Here is a 16550-nt window from a genome sequence, read left to right as displayed (position 1 = left end):
GGTTCTCGTCGATGCTCTTGCTTCGAGAGACTCGCCGGCGCGCCTGACTCCCGCTCGAGGCGTCAGTGGGAAGAGATCCGTTCCCTTCCCCGCTCGCGGACCCGCGTCATGCAGGCGCTGAGCTCCGGGTCGAGGGCCGCTTTCTCTTCCATGCGCCGGAGCGAGTTCAGAACCGTGGTGTGGTCTCGGTCCCCGAAGAAGCGGCCGACCCGCGGCAACGACCAGCGGGTGACCTGATGAACCCGCCAGACCGCCTCGTGACGGGCGGCCGCGACGTTGGCGACCCGCTCTCGTCCGAGGATGGCCTTTATGGGAACGCCTGTCTTCTCCGAGACGGCGCGGAGCTCCGCTTTCGCCGCGCTGCCCGGCGTAATGACCGGCGTAGTGACCGGCGCGTGGAGCAGCGAAAGGAGATCGGCGCGCCTCGCGGCCTCGCGGTTGCGAACGCGCGTCACGGCGGCGACGGCGAGAACGAAGACAACGATGGTCTCAAGATCCTTGAGAGCGATCTCTTCAGACCGCACTGTCGGCGCAGGGGTATTGAGCCGGCGCTTCACGTCGCGGTATCGCGCGATCATCTCGGCCGCGCTCTTGGGCTCGCTGGGATAGATCGTCATTGGTCTCGTCTCGGGTTCCGGCAGGTTCGACTTTCAAGCCCTTGGGAGCTTCCTGCCGTCGACCGGAGCGACCGCGAACCGGTCGCGCTGCAAGGGCGCGCGGAACGCGCGGGAGCGTCGCGACGAACTCTTGTTGCGCGATCGGCGCTAGCGGTAGCCATTCCGTTCGCTCTCCGTCTCTCACCGAAGCGTCTTCGGCGTCTGCGCGAACAGGAATTGCTTTTTCGTCCTCGGGGATGAGTTCGTAACGCTGCGCCGGCGATGAGCTTGAGCGAGCCTGCGAACCGCAGGTCCGTCCCGAAGCCGGCCCCTTGCCAGCCTTGACTTCCCGCACGGTCGCGAGCGCACTGCACGTCCTCGCAGCGACTTGAGGCGAGATCACCCTCTCGGGATGTATCCGCGGCGGATCTTGCGGCGAAGCCACCTGCGAAGAGCGTCGCCGGCCGACCGAGGCGACGGATGGAGTTCGATGCGCTGTCGTCCCGCCGTTCCGATCCGGCCCCACCGGCGCACGAGCGCGGTCTCAGGAAAGAGCGTCGGCTCGACCGAGATCACATAGAACCGCGCCATTCCCTTGGCGGGATCGACCTTCTCGAGGAGCATGGCGTCGAGGGCGTCTTGGGGCATGGCGGGAACAGACAGCGAATATGACTATTGCGTCAAATGAATTGTAGGAATCGACGGATCGGGATCGATTCCCGATCGCGATGGATCGTCGGCGCCGGCGGCCTAACCTTTCGGTCATTCGAGACCGGCTTCCTCGGATTGATCCGTCGCGAGGTCGTCGCGGCCGAGATAGGAGATGGCCAGCTCGCGAAAGATGTAGTCGAGGATCGAGGTCGCGTGTTCGATTCTTTCGTTGCCTTCGACAAGGCCTGCGGGTTCGAAGCGGGCGCCCCTGAAGACGTCCACGAATTTCTCGAGCGGGACGCCGTGCTGCAGGCCGAGCGAGACGGCGATCGCGAAGTTGTTCATGAGCGACCGGAAGGTCGCGCCTTCCTTGTGCATGTCGATGAAGATCTCGCCGAGGCGGCCGTCGGCGTAGTTTCCGGTTCTGAGGTAGATTTTCTGCCCTCCGACCCGCGCCTTCTGGGTGTAGCCGCGCCGCCGATTGGGGAGGCGTTCTCGATGCGGAAGTCCGCCGTCGTGAGTGGCGGCGCCGCCCTGCCCTTCGGTTTCTGGGCTCTCGTCTGCGCCGGAGTCGTGCGGAGCGCGCGAAGCGACCTCCTCGAGTTCGAGCGTGTCGCAACGATCAGTGACGGTATCGTGGTCCATGGTCATGGGTTGGTCTCCCTCATCGCTTCGACCGCCTCGCGGTGGTCCCTGCAGGCCCATCGCCCTTCGCGGTTGTGAAGAAGGCGCACGCCGAATCCGAACGGCGCCGGCTCGCCGCAAACGGCGCAGGCTCGCTGCCCGTCCGCACGGAGGATCGGCGTCGCCGGCGCCGCCGGCGCTGCGGGTTCATCGGAGGAGAAACGATCGAACAGCGATCGCATTGCCGCCCCCTGCCCTCTCTCAGCCGCGGCGATGCAGCCGGCCGGCGATGTGTCGCAGGCCCGCTTTCGCTTGCGGGGAGAGATGTCTGGGGTCGGGGCGGGAGAGGAACACTCGCGAGCCTTCGGGGATGGCGTCGAGGAACGGCGACGGTTCGGCCGGCCCGCGGCGATAGAGCGCCCAGGAGATGCGAACCCGACGCATGCCGCGGGTCAGGCCGACATAGGCGAGGCGGCGCTCTTCGTCGATCTCGCCGTAGCTCGACGGAAGAATTCCGGCCTCGAAGGCGGGCAGGAAGACGTGCGGGAACTCGAGCCCCTTGGCCTTGTGCAAGGTCATCAGGCTGACGGCGTCCTCGTCCCCTTCCCTTTCGCGGCTCGTCGCGAGCGCAGCGTGATCGAGGAACTCCCGGGCGCTGTGAAAGCCGCCGACGATGTCGAGGAGCTCCCCGAGGTTCTCGAGCTTTGGCTCCATGTTCTCGGCCCTGCTCGCCCGCAGCATGGCGCGATAGCCCGTCCGATCGAGCAACAGGGAAAGCTGGTCGGCGAGCGTCAGCGTCGTGTCGCCGGCGACGGCGCGAATCTGGTCGACGAATTGGAGGCCTGCTTCCCGGGTCTTCGGGGGAAGCGCCGCTGTCTCGACGGCCTTGAGCAGCGAGACGCCGAAGAAGCTCGCGTCGCGTTCGAGGATCTCGATCGCCTTGGCGCCAAACCCGCGTCGCGGCTCGTTGATGACGCGCCGGAAGGCCTCGTCCGACTGGCGATCGTCGGGCATGGCCGCGAGTCGAAGGAGCGCCAGCGCGTCCTTGATCTCGGCGCGCGCGTAGAAGCCGACATCGCCGACGAGGCGATACGGGATTTTCGCGCGCAACAGGGCTTCCTCGAAGGCGCGCGACAGGAAGTTGTTCCGGTAGAGGACGGCCATCTCCGACCAGCGGGCGCCCTCCCCTTTGCGGAGGATCAGCGCCTCGGCGAGGCCGGCCGCTTCGTTCTCGCCGTCGCGGAAGCTCATGAGCTCGACCGGCGCCCCCTGCCCTTTCCGGGTGAAGAGCGTCTTCCCGAAGCGCGCCTTGTCCTCTGCGATGATCGCGTTGGCGGCCGCGAGGATGTGGCCGGTCGAGCGGAAATTCTCCTCGAGGCGAATATCGACGGCATCGGGAAAGTCGAGCTTGAAGCGCCGGATGAAGGTGACGTCGGCGCCGCGCCAGCCGTAGATCGACTGGTCGTCGTCGCCGACGACGAACATGCGACGCCCATGGGACGCGAGCGTCTTCAGCCAAGTGTATTGGGCGAAATTGACGTCCTGGTACTCGTCCGCATGGACCCAGTCGAATCTGCCCGCCCATCGCGCACGGTAGTCGGCGTCGTTGACCAGAGCGAGGGTCGGCCATAGCAGAAGGTCGCCGAAGTCGGCGGCGTTCGCTTCCCGCAGGCGCGCTTGATATTCGGGGTACACATTCGCCGCCGCGGTCAGTCCGGCAGCGTCGATCGCGGCATGGAGACGGTTTGCTTCGCCGATCCGATTTTCGACGTGGGCGGACGCAGCTCTCGGCGTCATCAGGAGGTCCTTGAACCTGCCGATGTGCCCCGCCACGATCTTGACCGGGTCGCGCTTGCCGCCGTCGTCTTCGTCGGCCGCGAAGTTCAGCGCCTTCATGACGCGGCGGAGAATCCGGCGGGAGTCGTCGGCGTCGAGGATGTCGAAATTGTCGCGCAAGGAGGCGACTTCGGGAGAGGCGCGCAGCTGGCGGGCGGCGAGCCCATGAAACGTGCCGAGCCAATGGGGAGCGGCGTCCGGACCGAGGGCGACGCGGATCCGGCCCGCCATTTCCGCTGCGGCCTTGTTGGTGAAGGTGGCGGCCAGGACGCGATGAGGCGGGACGCCGTCGACGGCGACCCGGTGGGCGACGGCTGCGGTCAGCGTCGATGTCTTGCCGGTCCCCGCTCCCGCCAGCACGAGGATCGATCCGGGGTGAGAAGCGGCCCTCATCTGGGTCGTCGTCAGGGTCGCGGCAATCGCGTCGAAGGAAGTCCGACAATCGCCGGCCTCGCGTTGCTGATGATCGTGGGGCGGGTGAGCCGGTTCGGCCGCGAGCGCCGCCCATTCGTCGTAAGCCGCAGCGTCACCGCCCGGGTCGACGTCGTATCCGGGGATATCGTCAGGAAGCGGCATGTTCGGCTCCTGTGAGAACGAGAGAAGATCGGAGCTCTGGCTCCAGCTTTCGAAGCTCGGACCGATGAGCGTGGTCGAGGGCATGGAACCGCTCGAGGAAGAGCCGCTCGGCGACGCGCGGGGGCCAGGGCTCCCACGGCGCGAAGGCGCATGGCGAGAGTGGGTCGTGAACGAGCGGAGTCTCCGCGATGCCGAGGGTCTTGCGCATCTCGACCCGGCTCCAGCCGACGACGTGCATTGCCTCGGAAGCCGCGGCGAGCCGGTCCGCCCGCTTGTGGAGCGCGTAGTCTTCGGGCGTCCATCGCGGCAATCGGTAGCGCGCGTCGATCGCGGTCTGCAGGCGGGCCTCGAGGGCGCGAAACGGCTCGCCCAGTTGCGCCTTGAGCGGGGTGATGCAGTCCCAGCCCAGCATGAATTCCGTGGCGTCGTGCAGGAGCTCGCGAAGCCCCTCCCCCGCGGTCAGCGCTCCGTCCGCCTCCCGGATCGCCAGCACGGTGAGGCTATGTTGGGCGACGGAGAGCGGGTGCTCCCATTGCGACGCCCCGCCCCATCGCATGGTGCGCGAGAGACCCCCGGCGAGGTCTTCGTCGGTCCAGGCCTCGGGATCGGGATCGAGAAGGTCGAGGCGACGGCGGGACCGCAAGAGCACGAAGGCCCGCGGCGCTCCCTTCGTGATCGCAGTCATGACTTGCCTCCCCGGCTCGCGGCGCGGGCGCGCAAGACGTCGTTCCAGTCGCCGCCTTCGATGGGAGGCCGTAGCCACGCGAAACCCACCCCGAATTTTTCCGCCGCCGATCGGTGACGCTCTGCATACCGGTCGCCTGCGTCGTTGGCGTCCGCGGCGCTGCAGAGGAGAGCGTCGGGGAGCGCCGCCATCTCGGCGATCAGCGCCTCGAGCGCGGCGATCGTGCCCGGTCCCATCCCGCCGCCGGTCGCGGCGTAGAGCGTGTCGCCACGAAGGCGCTCGAGCCCGGCGACGCTCAGCGTGTCGATCGCCGCCTCGGCGAGAACGAGCCGTGGCCGGGTTGTGGCGGCCGGGGGCAACCGGAAGAGCGACTTCGATCCGCCGGTGAGGGAGCCTTTGTACGTCGGGCCGCGCACGTCGACATGGGCGACGACGCCGTCGTTGTCGAAATGAGCGAACCAGGCGCTGCCGGCCGGACCTTCCCGCAAGACTCCGGCGCCCGAAGCCGCCTCGATGGTCATCGTCGGCAGGAATCGCTTTCGCGCAAGATACCGCCACGTCGGAGAACCCGGCCACACGGGCTTCCGATCCGCCCAGCGCAGGGGCACAGGCCGATCGGGGTCCTTGCGTCGCCCTGCCCTCTCGGCGATCGGAAAGGCCGGCGACAGCCCTGCGAATTCGCGCAGGCGCTTGCGGACATGGCCGAAATTGATCCCCGGCTCCAGCCTCTGGACAAGCCCGAAGACGTCGCCCTTGGCGTCGCTCATAGGGTCCCACCAGCCGCGTCCGCCGTGGCTGACGATCAGGATCTCGCCCTTCCCGCGGCGATACTTCAGGCTGAGCTTCGTGCTCTCCTTCCGGTCGAGCCTCCAGGGCGGCGGCGTGCGCTCGAGCACGACGGCGCAATGCACCTTGTCGCGCAAGTCTTCGATTTCGGAATCGCTCATGGTCGCTCCTCGCGTTCGGATGCAGGAGCTGGGCTGTCTGGACTTGGGCTGGTCCTCGCCCCTGCCCTTCCCGCCGACCGCGAGGCGGTCGCGCTGCAAGGGCGCGCGGAACGCGCGGGAGCCTGCGACGAACCCTTGTCGGCGCGGCCGGCGCAAGCGGTAGCCATCCTTCTCTCCCTCGCTCTTCAGGACGAGGTTCGAGGGCGTTGGCGCGAACAGGAAATCCTCGGCTCCGGCATGGGCGAGGATAGCTATCGTCACGGCGCGGCTCGGGCGGCGCGCTTCATCTGGGCCATGACCGGCAAGCGCCACCTGGCGGGACCGCGACCGCCTCCGAGTAGCCGATCCCTCAAGCCGACCGAGAGGACGGGCGAGTTCGTCGATGCGGCGAACCTCGCCCAGGCGGCGCTCGGAGTCTCGCCGGACGCCTGGCGCCAGTCGCAGGGGCAGGGGGGCGACTCGGCGCTCGCGGCGAGTCGGACGCGGCCGAACTAAGCTTGTCTTTGCTGTTGGTGTAGCGTATTGAGCTACCGCGTTTTGGCTCGCAAGTTATTTTGCGAGCTGAATTATCGCCTCCATCAATTGATTGAGAGCCTCATTGAGACGCGCCAAACCGTCGTTCACCGTCGAAGTTCGGCATCGATCGCGATCTGCTGGCAAATCGACAAGCTCGAGCGAAGTTCAATCGATGGCGCCTAAGATCCGGCCCACTGCACTCCGCAGTGCTTCTCATCATCTTGCGTCAGCTATCTTCATGCCGCCCAAGAGTCCAATTCAGCCCTCCGTTGAAGTCGCCGCCCCACTTACAACGGGTCGCATTCTTCAAAGCCTCGTCGAGCCCCCGGCCGCGTCGGATCCAATTGCGCGAACGCTGAGGCCGCGACCGGGGCGCCCGAGAAGAGTGCAGGGCTCGCAGTCGACGCCGACGTTGGAAGTCCCCTGCGACCCGGCGGCGCGGTCGTGGAACGTTGCGCCAGTTGAGCCGGCTCGGTGCATCGGGCCGCCCATCGACGGGATAGCCGTTTCAGCAGACGAGGCCACGCCGGCGTCGAATCAGGTCGTCCAAAACTCCAGCGTTCCAGCGCCGCGCCCAAAGACAAAACGCAGGGCCCAGATTCCGATCACTTTCGACGCCGTGCCGGCCTCAGCTTCCGTCAACGACCGAACTCTCATCCGCAGGACAGACGCCTCGGCGCCCCTCCCCGTGACCATCGACGAGCTTTCGTGTCCAAAGCGAAAGCGAACCATCATGGGTCGCTATGTGTTCGGCAACGAGCTCAAGCCGGGAGAACGTTGGAAGCGACGGCTATTCAAAGGGCGATGAGCCGCTGACCTACTGCTTGTCGGCTTACGCTTACTTCTAGAACGATAGTGCAATCATTTCAGTTAGATGCCCGATCACCGCAGCTGCCGGCACCGGCTGGGCTCGTGTTCGGCAAGTTCCTCGAGCGCGTCGTCGACGCCTTCGAAAAGGTGGGGACGTGAGGCCCCAAATCCTGACCCGACCCGCTCGTTGGCTCGACCTCATGCGAGGAACGCAATACCGTTCCTGCCGCCGACGGCGCCGAGGACAGGGGTATGGTCAGACAGATCGTGATCGAGACTGACATTCCAGGCGCCTCTCGGACAATGTTCCGGCTGCGCATCGACTCGACCTCGATTGCCGAAGGACTGACGGCGGTCCAAGCCCACCTTCTTGTCGGCGAGATACTCGAGCGCATCACGGTGCCGAAGTCGTCCAGCGAGCCTACGCCCGATACGCCGGACCTCGCCACTTCGGATCCCGCCCCTGCGCCCCGCCGCTGGGCGACAGCGGTTGGCGAAGGCTTGGCGAAATTGATGACTCAGGCTTGGGCGTAGGAGCTGACAGGCGGCGACAGGTCGCTCGCCTACGCACGCTTTTTCTGTCTGGCGGAGATGAGCGCCATGAGCATGGGCCCGATCGAGAACGTGTTCGCCTGCGCCTTCCGGGTGAGTTCGCGCAGGTAGCCTCCGGCGCTTGTGATCGCATTTCCGCGTTGCAGGATCGCTGCGATCACGATCGCCGCGGACGTTTCGCCCAGGATGGTCTGGGCCTCTTGCCAGGCGCTTGGGCTGACACCGAGCGCGGAACGAACCACGCTTGCGGCGGCGAGCAAATCCCGCCAGTTTGAGATCCCTCCCCGGGAATAGTCGAGGATATCGGGGCAGGCGTCGAGGACCATGCCGAGTGGGTACACGGTTTCCCTCGCCCTCTTCGCCTCGGGATGAAGGCGTATCGGTTCCTCGCCCCTGCTTTCTTGGAAAGCGGGTTCAAGATCAGTTGGGGGTTCTGAGGTTGAATTCTGTATGTGGCGCTCAATCTGGGACTCATTGGCGCTCATAATTGTCGTTTTGACCTGCGTTTCCAGGAGGATGCGGATATCGTCGGCGAGCTGCGACAGCGCATCGGCGGCCTCCTCGATCTGCGGGCGCGTCGCCGCCCTGGGTAGGCCCTCCACAACTGCCCGGAAGGCACCGTGAACGTCCTGCCAGCTTGCAGGTCCCTGCCCTTCCCTGAGCGTTGGAACGCCTCCCTCGATCCCAGTCGCGATCATCTTGGCGATGTCGCGCCGGCAGAGCGTTATCCGTTCCCGGGCAAGTTTGACGGCGCAAGCTTCGGCTTCGATCTCGGCTGCCAGGCGTTCGAATTCGTCGGCGCGGGCCACGAGCGGAGAAAGGTCGAAGCCGAATGCGTGAAGCGTCTCCCCTCCCCTGCCCCGCCGCACGTAGCGCTTCCCGTTCGGGCTGTCCCTGCGGATGATGAGCCCGGCGTCGACCAGGACCGCCAGATGCCTCCGCAACGTCGAGGCGGGCATTCCGTGCGCGCGGAGCGACAGTTGCTCGTTCGACGGAAAGACGGTGAGCGCCTCACCCGTCAGCGTCGTCTCCGGATGGAAGGTCAGGAGCGCGTTGAGGACCGACAGTGCCCGTTCGGACACGCCGAGCATCGGCCGGGCAATGCAAATCGCGCGAAAAATCTTCCATTTGTGGACGATCTTGTCGGGCGGCCGGCTCGACGCGGCGACCTGCGCCGCCACATGGGCAAGCGTAAGGGATCGCCGCCCAAAGGGCGTCGTTGGTAAGTGAGTCTCCATGTCCTTGCCTCTGCTCGGGCAAAGAAAACCTGCTCACCGAATCGGCGCGACTCTTGACTGAGATTCTCGGAAGTGCGATTCTCGGCTTGCTACAACACGAGAGGGCTTCCGGGACGGCGACGTTTCGGGGGCCTTTTTCTTTTGCCGTTTTCTCCGTCTGGGTTGAGTTGAAGCTCTGCTCCGGACGTTGCCGTCCAGTGAATTTGCGTTAGGTCGACGAACTTGAGGCCTTGTATTGAACGTACAGCGCCTGAAGGTTCTCTCTGACAAATTCGCCGAAGTGGGGCGCGACCCGATCATCGAACATGAGGGTCAGCTTCTTCCCGGATCTGGATACTCGGGCGGCGTGCGTCCCGTCGTCGGTGACCCATGGCTCCGAACGTACGCGCTGGGTCTTTGTTTTCAGCGCGTGAGCGAGCTTTTCGAAACGCGCGTCGGTATCCATCTCGGCGAACGCGGGCTCAGCGACGAAGGACAGCGCGCGTGACCTCGCGCCCTCGTCTTCGAGAAGCTCCGTGAGTTCCTGCCACCGCACCCGCCCGAACGCCGGCGCGGGGCCGATGGCCTCGATGACCGCCTGCGGGATTCGGGTCGCAACCGAGATGAGGCGCGAGAGGGCCGCCTTGTCGACGTTGAGCGCCGACATGATGGTCTCTCTCGAAAATTTCCGGTCTTCGAGCCGTGCGGCGAAGCGGGCGCGCTCGATGAATGTCAGATCGGTCCGGCTACTGTTCTCTTGGCCCTGCGCGACGACGAGTTCCTCGTCGCTGAGGGAGCGCACGACCGCGCGGACCTTGACGCCGAGCTCCCGCGCCGCCCGAAGCCGGCGATGCCCGAAAGCGACCTGATAGCGCTCGGCGTTCGACGGATTCGGACGCACGAGGATCGGGACGCTCTGGCCGTGCCGCCGAATGATCTCCCTGAATTCCGCGTTCTGCGCTTCCGTCGCCTCCATGCGGTCGGGCACGAAAGAGTTGTCGATGAGAGCGGGATCGAGTTCGACTACGACTTGGCCTTCGATCAGCTTCTGCTCGATCTGATCGGCGCGTTTGACCCTCTCGGCGATTCCCCCCAAGCTCTGGGAGATCGCGCCGACCGCGCTCGGCTGACGGATTGTCCGTTCGATCCCGAGGAGCGGCCGAACCTTCTGCGTGGGCGTCGGATGCGTCTCTTCCGAAGACGGCGCGGTTTCGGCGTCGGGAGCGTCGAAGGAGATTTTTCGCGCCATTATTTCCGACCCCAAACGTGCTTGATGATTGCCTCGATCTCGCCGTTGACAAGATCCAGCGCCTCGATCGCGCGATCGTATGTCCCTCGTGTGAACTGATGCCGCTCGACTTCATAGAGCGTCTGCTTGGTCAGCCCGGCGTCGGCGATGGCCGTGCTTTTCACCATCGGGTGGGTCAACACCCTGGCGCCGAAGATGGAGCGCATCAGGCCGACCATCGTGGTCTGCGGCCCGTCGCTCGGCTCGTATCGGGTCACGAGGTAGCGCATCCAGTCGTATTCGGTGGCCCCGCCGGCGGAGGCCACGACGTCGAGCAGGCTCCCGGTCATGTTCAGGAACTGCGACATCGACATCACGTCGAGCATTTGCGGATGCACCGTGATCAGAACCGCGGTCGCCGCGCACAGGGCGGAAAGGGTGAGGAACCCGAGTTGCGGCGGGCAATCGATGACTACGACGTCGTACGCGTCGGTGACCTGCGCCAACGCCTGCCCTATTCGGGCAAAGAACAGCGAATCCCCGCTCTCGCGGTTCATCAGGGCCTTCGGAGTTTCGTGTTCGAACTCCATCAGCTCCAGGTGGCCCGGGACGACGTGAAGGCTCGGAATGTAGGTGCCGCGGACGATTTCGGCCATGTCGCGGCGGGCATCGTCGTAGCGGATCGCGCCGTAGATCGTCTCGTTCTCCCCGACATCAAGCTCGGGCTGGTTGCCGAAGAGCGCCGAGAGGCTGGCCTGCGGGTCTAGATCGATCGCCAGAACACGATAGCCGCGAAGCGCTAGGTACTGTGCGAGGTGCGCCGCGGTCGTGGTCTTTCCACTCCCGCCCTTGAAGTTCATGACCGAGATGACCTGAAGGTGTTCTCCGTCCCGACGGCGCGGGATATACCGGCGAACGCCCTTTCCGGCCGTGTCGAGGTCCGCCCTCAGGGATTCAATGTCGTGAATGGAATAGGTTCGACGGCCGTTCGCCAGAGGCGGCGGCCCCTTCCCTTCGGAGACCAGTTGCCGAAGGTAGCCCTCGTGGATTCCGATGAAGCGCGCGGCTTCGCCCGGTGAGAAGTTTCGGATCGTCTTTTCGGCTGCGGGCGGAAAGTCGCGAACCTGCTGGGCGCGCAGCCGCCTTGAAAGCTCGACGGCGTCAGCGTTGATGAGCGAACGAAGGTCGCCCAAACTGTCTGTCTGAGGATTCGCTGACGACGGCATGCTCGATCTCTGCGTCTGCGCTTTTTTTGGCTGGTAGCCTCAATAAGCGCTGATGCCGATAAGGAGGCGATTCGGGCCAGAACGCAAGGAGTTTTCGGTTAATGAGATCTTAACGCAGCAGGCGGTCTGGAATACCTTCGGTTGCACGCGGACAACCGAAAACCGCCCCCACGGCCCTGCCCTGATACGAATTTTTTTTCGGCTGAGGCGGCGCGCCAAACTTTGCGGCTTGAGAAAGCGTGAACCCGTGGGCAGAGGGCACGCGGTCACAGCCCAACGCGACCCCGTCGACGACACAGGATCGCGTCCCCGGTGGCGTTGCGTTGTCCGCGTACAACTCCAATGACGTTCCCCAAGCGCAGCTTCCTCGGCAGCCTCCTGCGCAGAGAGGGGGATCCTCCGACCACCCGCTCTCGGATAGCCGACATGCCGTCGCACAGCCATAGCTGCCGTTGAGTTGTCCGCGGACAACTCAATCGGAGGTATGTCCCATCCTCTCTCCTTCCGCCGTCTGTCGGACCGTTCGACGCCGACCGCCGCAACCGAATGAACGCGCGCGCCGTTCTCGCCAATCGCATCCTCGAAGTTCAGTTGTACGCGGACAACTCATCCCGCTTCCGGTCGAGGATCAGCCCGCTTTGTTGGACGCCGAGCCCCTCCCCTCACCATCCGGAGGATAACCAGCCCGGCCCGATGAGGGCAAGCGCCTTTCCGTCGTCGCCCTCGATCAAGTAAGACGTCGGTCGCCGCCGCTGTTCGTAGACGTCAGCTTGGTCAGCGAATGACGACTGATCGGGCGGCATGGCCGACGTCGAGCCCCGTCCGAGCGTCAAGGAAGCGATCCAAGGCCGGCCGTGGCTCGTGAGGAAGCGTCGGCGAGGCTACGTTGCCAGAAACGCCGCCTTCGGATCGCAGGCCTTGAACCGAGAAGTCCGCCGGGTTGACCCGGCCGCCGCACATCGGCGCTTGAGGATCACGTTGATCGACTGGGGCGTCAGCGCTCGGTCCCCGACGGAGCCCAAGCGATTTACGGCGCGGAAAGTGGGACCCTTGGGAATATCGGCGCGTTGGAGCCATTCCTTCACCACTGCGACCGGAGCGACGACCAGGAACACCTTCGCCTCGTCGTCGGCCGAAGTCATCCTGGTGCGGCCGAGGCAGATCACAAGGTAGGGCAGGGGGGTCGAATCCGGATCGGCGGGATCGACGGGAACAGGCGGCTCTTCCTGCAATTGCTCGAACCTGAGCCGCCCGACCTTGCTTCGCCGGCGGTCTCCCGACGCGAACGCGACCATGAGGATCGCAAGATAGCGTGTGTCAACAAGGCGATCGGAGGCGCAGGTTGCGACGAACCGATCAGGGATGTCGCGTGTCACCGCACGCTTGCTCTTCCGCTTGCATTGCCGCCCGGTGGCCCGGACGGCGAGCCGCCCCGCGGAGCGTAGGGCAGGGGAGGCGAACGGTCCTTCGTGTCCCTTCCAGCGATGCAGGGGCGCCCAACTCGACAGACAACGCCGAACCGTCGAGGGAGCGTGCCGATCGTCGACGCGCAAAGGCCCTTCTACGTGCAAGGATCCGGCGACGTCGGGAAGCAAGCCGTGTCGGGTGTCGCTCTCTCGCTTGGGGGGGGGGTCCAAAGGTGGTGGGGGATGAGGAGCATGCCTTCTGCGGCGGGCGAGGGCAGGGGATAGCTGGTTGCGGCGATACTTCTTCCGCCGTTCCGGGTGCCGGCTCCTCCTCTCGGAAGGCCTGCAAGACGGCTTCACGTCCTGCGGCGTCACCATCGTCAATCGTTCGCCGGCGCGCAGAATGACCGTCTTCGCGCTCTTGTAGACGATGACCGGGAAACGCCGTTTCACGCCGAGCCACCCTCGAATCTGATGAGTGCGCGCCACCAGCATTTCGGGCGAGGAATCGCGGGCTGGGTTGAAACTGGACCGCAGGACAGGCGCTCCTGCCCGATCCGCCAATTCTGGCGCGCGACACGCCTCGAAGTCGGCCGGCACCCCGCTCACCATCGCAAAGGGCATCCTTAGCGATACCGAGTGAAGCAATACGGACCCACCCGGGCCGGAAATTCACCCATCAGGCGCCCAGTCCGCTACAGAGAGGATGAGTGTCAACGGGTTCGTCCCCGATGAGATGAAACCGTGGTGTTCATAGAACGCCCGCGCTTCGTCCGAAATCGCATGAACGAGGACGCCGCGAATCCCCATGATCGACGCTGCCTGTCGCACGCGCAGCACCGCGTCCTGCAGCAGCGCCACGCCCAATCCCCTCCCGTGCATCGAGCGGTCGATCGCCAGGCGGCCGATGACAGCCATGGGGATCGGATCCGGCATGTTCCTTTTGATCCGGCCAGGCGCCTCGGCGTGCGCGAGCGCGCCGGACGCCAGCGCGTAATAGCCCAGGACGCGGTTTTCCGGGGTCGCGACGACATATATGCGGGAGGCGCCCGAAACCTGATTGGCCAGGGCCCGCCGGCGCAGCCAGTCGTCCAGCGAGGCCACGCCGGAATCGAACGCCGTCAGAACATGCTCGGCCGTCAGAAGGTCCGGCGCCCGAAACTCCACGTTTAACCTTTCCAGGGCTTCGGGGCGCGCATCAGCCGCTCATACCCCTCGCCGGACGGCGCACGGTCCAATACGCTCAGGAATTGAGCATAGGTTTCGGTATCGACCCGCACGAAGGTCTGATCTAGCAGCGCGTTCTCGGCGGCCTGCCGCGCTGCCTCGATCATGAAGTCCGAGCGCGTCTTGCCGTTGACGCGCGCCGCCCGGTCGATCAGGTCCCGCACATCCTCGCGCACGCGCAGGTTCACGGCGCGCGTGACCGGCGGCGGGGTCGTCTCCTTGGTCGTGGTCGTAGCCATGGCAAATCTCCTTCCCCACACCATAGCGTGATAGATACACATTGTGTACCTACACCTAGGTCGAAGCGACGTGACCTGCAAGCGCATCCGCGCCGGCCAGAGGGAAGCACCGTGTCCTCGTGCCAGTCCTCGGGTGTCGCTTTTGCCTCACGATTTCAAATTGAAGCGCTTAGCCAAAAGCCTTGCGTTCCATTTTGCCTTTGCGTTCGCATCCAATAGGGGAGGGGGCTCTGCAATGGAGGCCGATTCCCGCAATCACAGCCCCGCCGCCTTGGTGAGATTGACGCGAAAGCGGTCGCGGCGCCGCTGGTAGCGGCGGGTCATTTCGGCTGACGCGTGGCCCAGGTGTTTCTGGACGTAGCGCTCGTCGATCTCGGCCGAGGAGGCGAGCCCGGCGCGCAGCGAATGGCCGGAGAACTTCCCTTCCCGATCGCCCTCGGGCAGGTCGCCGCGCACGCCGGCGGCGACCGCGAGGCGTTTGACCAGGCGCGCAACGTGGCGGTCGTTGAGCGCCTCCGATCCGACCTCGCGTCCGACCACGGCGCGAAAGATCGGCCCGCGCGCGATCCGCCCAAATTTGAGCCAGGCCTCGAGCGCGGCGACCGGGCAGGTCCGGTCCGATGAGCCGCGGCCGATCTCGACCTCGCGCCAGCCCGTCTTGCCGCGCAAGGTAAGGAGCACGCCATCGTCGAAGAATTCCGGCCAGCCTGAGCCTTGAAGCGAATCCTCGGGGCTCATGACCAGGCCGGCGACCTCCGAGCGGCGCAGGCCGCCGGCGAAGCCGAGCAACAGGATCGCCCGGTCCCGGATGTTTCGGAGGTTCGATGGCGGAAGGGCGCCGAGCATGGCCATGACATGCTCGGGCAGGAGTGCCTCCTTCTGGACCGGCGGCCGGCCGTGGGTGCGCCGGACGCCGGCGAGCACGGTCGCGACATGGCGGTCCTTGCGGTCGAAAGGCAGGGCCCGCTGGGAAAAATTCCAGACGAGGGCGGACAGCCGCCGCTCGATGGTGCCGACGGTGCGCGGTCGCCCGCCCGCGCCCTTGGCGCCGGACGCGAGCGCCGCGAGGTAGAGGCCGACGCATTCGGGGTCGGCGAGCGGTTTCAGGTCGAGGCCCTGCCGGGCGCGCCAGCGCAGATAGTCGCGCCAGTCGGCGGCGTAGGCGCGGTTGGTGTTTTGCGACGTCGCGGCGCGGGCGTAGGCGCGGGCGGTCTCGACCAGCGGCTCGAGCTTCGCTGGGAGGCGAGCTTCGCCTGGGGGATCGGCTTCCGGCAGGGCCGGGGGGACGTTCGAAGTCATGGACGCCGTCCCGACCGGCCGAGGCGCAGCCGCTCCCAGGAAGCGTCTCGCGGCGCGGGCTCGCAGGGAGCGCTGCAGACATGGCCGCTCATCATGCGCGCGCAATGTCGGTCAGGGCGAAATCGTCGCCCTTGAACAGCAGGGCCTCGCCGGTCGCTCTGGCGAGGGCGTAGGCGAAACAGTCGCCGAAGTTGAGGCCCGCCTTGTGCCGGCCCTTGCCGAAGTCGAGAAACGCCTGGCGGGCGAGTTCGCCGTGCTCGAGCGTCACCGGCTCGACCACGACGCCGGCGCGGCGCAGGAAGGCCTCCGCCTGGCGCATGCCATCGTGACCGAGCTGGCTCTCGACGACCATCGCGAGCTCGACGTAGTTGGCGACGCTGAGCCGCAAGACGTCGGCCGCCTCGATCCGTTCGACGAAGCGCTTGGCCTCCGGCTCGCGGTAGAGGATCGCCACCAGCGCCGACGTGTCGACGATCATTTCGGCAGCCCATGCTCGTCGTAGAGGAGCTCGGCGTGGTCCAGGTAGGGGCGCTTGACGTGCGCCGCGGCCCGGTCGGCGATCGCCAGCAATTCCTCGACGCTGGCGCGCGCCCGTCTCCGTTCGATCGTGGCGAGGCGCTCGCGCAGGGCCTCGGTGACGACCCGGGTCATTGTCTCGCCGGTCGCGCGGGCGATCGCCTGGGCGAGGCGGTGGGCCTCCGGATCCTTGATGTTGAGGCTCATGGCCGATCCTTCTCGCAACACGGCAGTGCGTCCACCATTCTACCGCAATTGACGCCTTTCTACCACCGCGGAGGCCGACCGCCGGTCGCCACCGCCTGCGGCGGACGGCTGCTGGGCGGTTCCGGGCTCGCGGGAGGGCTCAAATCGGGTCTCCGGGGCTCGGATTCTGCGGTTCCTTGTATAATGACAGCG

Annotated in this window: 16 protein-coding genes and 1 pseudogene; 2 read left to right on the top strand and 15 right to left on the bottom strand. The window is 65.9% G+C overall.

Going from position 1 to position 16550, the window contains the following annotated elements; all coding sequences use genetic code 11:
* Positions 1-62 precede the first annotated feature (62 nt).
* The 6 genes and pseudogenes from DFR50_RS12155 to DFR50_RS12125 form a co-directional block, all read right to left on the bottom strand.
* A complete protein-coding gene (locus tag DFR50_RS12155; RefSeq protein WP_113889481.1) occupies positions 63-617 on the bottom strand; it encodes a helix-turn-helix domain-containing protein in 555 nt (184 codons plus the stop codon).
* 378 nt (positions 618-995) lie between these two features.
* Positions 996-1244, bottom strand: a complete 249-nt coding sequence (locus DFR50_RS12150) for a WGR domain-containing protein (protein ID WP_245427681.1) — start codon at positions 1242-1244, stop codon at positions 996-998.
* Between the two features lie 123 nt (positions 1245-1367).
* Positions 1368-1745 (bottom strand): annotated as a pseudogene (locus tag DFR50_RS12145) (TSCPD domain-containing protein); the annotation flags it as partial.
* Positions 1746-2132: 387 nt separating this feature from the next.
* Positions 2133-4283, bottom strand: coding sequence for an ATP-dependent helicase (locus DFR50_RS12135; RefSeq protein ID WP_113889479.1), 2151 nt, complete (start codon positions 4281-4283; stop codon positions 2133-2135).
* On the bottom strand, positions 4270-4968 hold the full coding sequence (locus tag DFR50_RS12130; protein ID WP_210208872.1) for a phosphohydrolase: 699 nt from the start codon (positions 4966-4968) through the stop codon (positions 4270-4272). The genes DFR50_RS12135 and DFR50_RS12130 overlap by 14 nt, the downstream gene beginning before the upstream one ends.
* Positions 4965-5915: a DUF3991 and TOPRIM domain-containing protein gene (locus DFR50_RS12125; RefSeq protein ID WP_113889478.1), complete on the bottom strand. Its 951-nt coding sequence runs from the start codon at positions 5913-5915 to the stop codon at positions 4965-4967. The genes DFR50_RS12130 and DFR50_RS12125 overlap by 4 nt, the downstream gene beginning before the upstream one ends.
* Before the next feature lie 237 nt (positions 5916-6152).
* Here DFR50_RS12125 and DFR50_RS12120 point away from each other — a divergent pair, with 237 nt between their 5' ends.
* Positions 6153-6410 carry a hypothetical protein gene (locus DFR50_RS12120; protein ID WP_113889477.1) on the top strand — a complete coding sequence of 86 codons (258 nt, stop codon included), beginning with the start codon at positions 6153-6155 and terminating at the stop codon, positions 6408-6410.
* Between the two features lie 1083 nt (positions 6411-7493).
* Entirely contained in the window at positions 7494-7775 is a 282-nt protein-coding gene (locus DFR50_RS12110) for a hypothetical protein (protein ID WP_113889475.1), read from the top strand.
* 29 nt (positions 7776-7804) lie between these two features.
* On the opposite strand, the gene repC is transcribed toward DFR50_RS12110, so the two are convergent.
* The 9 genes from repC to DFR50_RS12060 all read right to left on the bottom strand — a co-directional run bounded on the left by repC (position 7805) and on the right by DFR50_RS12060 (position 16358).
* Positions 7805-9031 carry a plasmid replication protein RepC gene (repC, locus tag DFR50_RS12105; protein ID WP_113889474.1) on the bottom strand — a complete coding sequence of 409 codons (1227 nt, stop codon included), beginning with the start codon at positions 9029-9031 and terminating at the stop codon, positions 7805-7807.
* Between the two features lie 208 nt (positions 9032-9239).
* Complete coding sequence (gene repB / locus DFR50_RS12100) at positions 9240-10259, bottom strand: plasmid partitioning protein RepB (RefSeq protein WP_113889473.1); 1020 nt, start codon at positions 10257-10259, stop codon at positions 9240-9242.
* Positions 10259-11464: a plasmid partitioning protein RepA gene (gene repA, locus DFR50_RS12095; RefSeq protein ID WP_113889472.1), complete on the bottom strand. Its 1206-nt coding sequence runs from the start codon at positions 11462-11464 to the stop codon at positions 10259-10261. The genes repB and repA overlap by 1 nt, the downstream gene beginning before the upstream one ends.
* 881 nt (positions 11465-12345) lie before the next feature.
* Entirely contained in the window at positions 12346-13017 is a 672-nt protein-coding gene (locus DFR50_RS31370) for a site-specific integrase (protein WP_147262739.1), read from the bottom strand.
* A 525-nt stretch (positions 13018-13542) separates the two neighbouring features.
* Complete coding sequence (locus DFR50_RS12080) at positions 13543-14037, bottom strand: GNAT family N-acetyltransferase (protein ID WP_245427680.1); 495 nt, start codon at positions 14035-14037, stop codon at positions 13543-13545.
* 2 nt (positions 14038-14039) lie between these two features.
* Positions 14040-14336 (bottom strand): type II toxin-antitoxin system TacA family antitoxin, encoded by a 297-nt coding sequence (locus DFR50_RS12075; protein WP_113889470.1) that lies wholly within the window; start codon positions 14334-14336, stop codon positions 14040-14042.
* 255 nt (positions 14337-14591) lie between these two features.
* The gene (locus tag DFR50_RS12070; protein ID WP_113889469.1) at positions 14592-15635 is read right to left on the bottom strand and encodes a tyrosine-type recombinase/integrase; all 1044 of its coding nucleotides are present in this window, start codon (positions 15633-15635) and stop codon (positions 14592-14594) included.
* A gap of 91 nt (positions 15636-15726) precedes the next feature.
* The gene (locus DFR50_RS12065; protein WP_113889468.1) at positions 15727-16113 is read right to left on the bottom strand and encodes a type II toxin-antitoxin system VapC family toxin; all 387 of its coding nucleotides are present in this window, start codon (positions 16111-16113) and stop codon (positions 15727-15729) included.
* Positions 16110-16358 (bottom strand): type II toxin-antitoxin system VapB family antitoxin, encoded by a 249-nt coding sequence (locus DFR50_RS12060; protein WP_113889467.1) that lies wholly within the window; start codon positions 16356-16358, stop codon positions 16110-16112. Before DFR50_RS12060 ends, DFR50_RS12065 begins: the two co-directional genes overlap by 4 nt.
* Positions 16359-16550: the final 192 nt, after the last annotated feature.

The organism is Roseiarcus fermentans (assembly GCF_003315135.1).
GTDB lineage: Bacteria > Pseudomonadota > Alphaproteobacteria > Rhizobiales > Beijerinckiaceae > Roseiarcus > Roseiarcus fermentans.
This window is presented reverse-complemented; position numbering and strand designations above follow the sequence as displayed.

Coding starts and splice junctions, on each gene's coding strand:
- DFR50_RS12110 (WP_113889475.1), top strand. CDS start 7,494: ATGGTCAGACAGATCGTGATCGAGACTGACATTCCAGGCGCCTCTCGG.
- DFR50_RS12155 (WP_113889481.1), bottom strand. CDS start 617: ATGACGATCTATCCCAGCGAGCCCAAGAGCGCGGCCGAGATGATCGCG.
- DFR50_RS12150 (WP_245427681.1), bottom strand. CDS start 1,244: ATGCCCCAAGACGCCCTCGACGCCATGCTCCTCGAGAAGGTCGATCCC.
- DFR50_RS12060 (WP_113889467.1), bottom strand. CDS start 16,358: ATGAGCCTCAACATCAAGGATCCGGAGGCCCACCGCCTCGCCCAGGCG.
- DFR50_RS12070 (WP_113889469.1), bottom strand. CDS start 15,635: ATGACTTCGAACGTCCCCCCGGCCCTGCCGGAAGCCGATCCCCCAGGC.
- DFR50_RS12120 (WP_113889477.1), top strand. CDS start 6,153: ATGGGCGAGGATAGCTATCGTCACGGCGCGGCTCGGGCGGCGCGCTTC.
- repA (WP_113889472.1), bottom strand. CDS start 11,464: ATGCCGTCGTCAGCGAATCCTCAGACAGACAGTTTGGGCGACCTTCGT.
- DFR50_RS12130 (WP_210208872.1), bottom strand. CDS start 4,968: ATGACTGCGATCACGAAGGGAGCGCCGCGGGCCTTCGTGCTCTTGCGG.
- DFR50_RS12075 (WP_113889470.1), bottom strand. CDS start 14,336: ATGGCTACGACCACGACCAAGGAGACGACCCCGCCGCCGGTCACGCGC.
- DFR50_RS12135 (WP_113889479.1), bottom strand. CDS start 4,283: ATGCCGCTTCCTGACGATATCCCCGGATACGACGTCGACCCGGGCGGT.
- repB (WP_113889473.1), bottom strand. CDS start 10,259: ATGGCGCGAAAAATCTCCTTCGACGCTCCCGACGCCGAAACCGCGCCG.
- DFR50_RS12125 (WP_113889478.1), bottom strand. CDS start 5,915: ATGAGCGATTCCGAAATCGAAGACTTGCGCGACAAGGTGCATTGCGCC.
- DFR50_RS12065 (WP_113889468.1), bottom strand. CDS start 16,113: ATGATCGTCGACACGTCGGCGCTGGTGGCGATCCTCTACCGCGAGCCG.
- repC (WP_113889474.1), bottom strand. CDS start 9,031: ATGGAGACTCACTTACCAACGACGCCCTTTGGGCGGCGATCCCTTACG.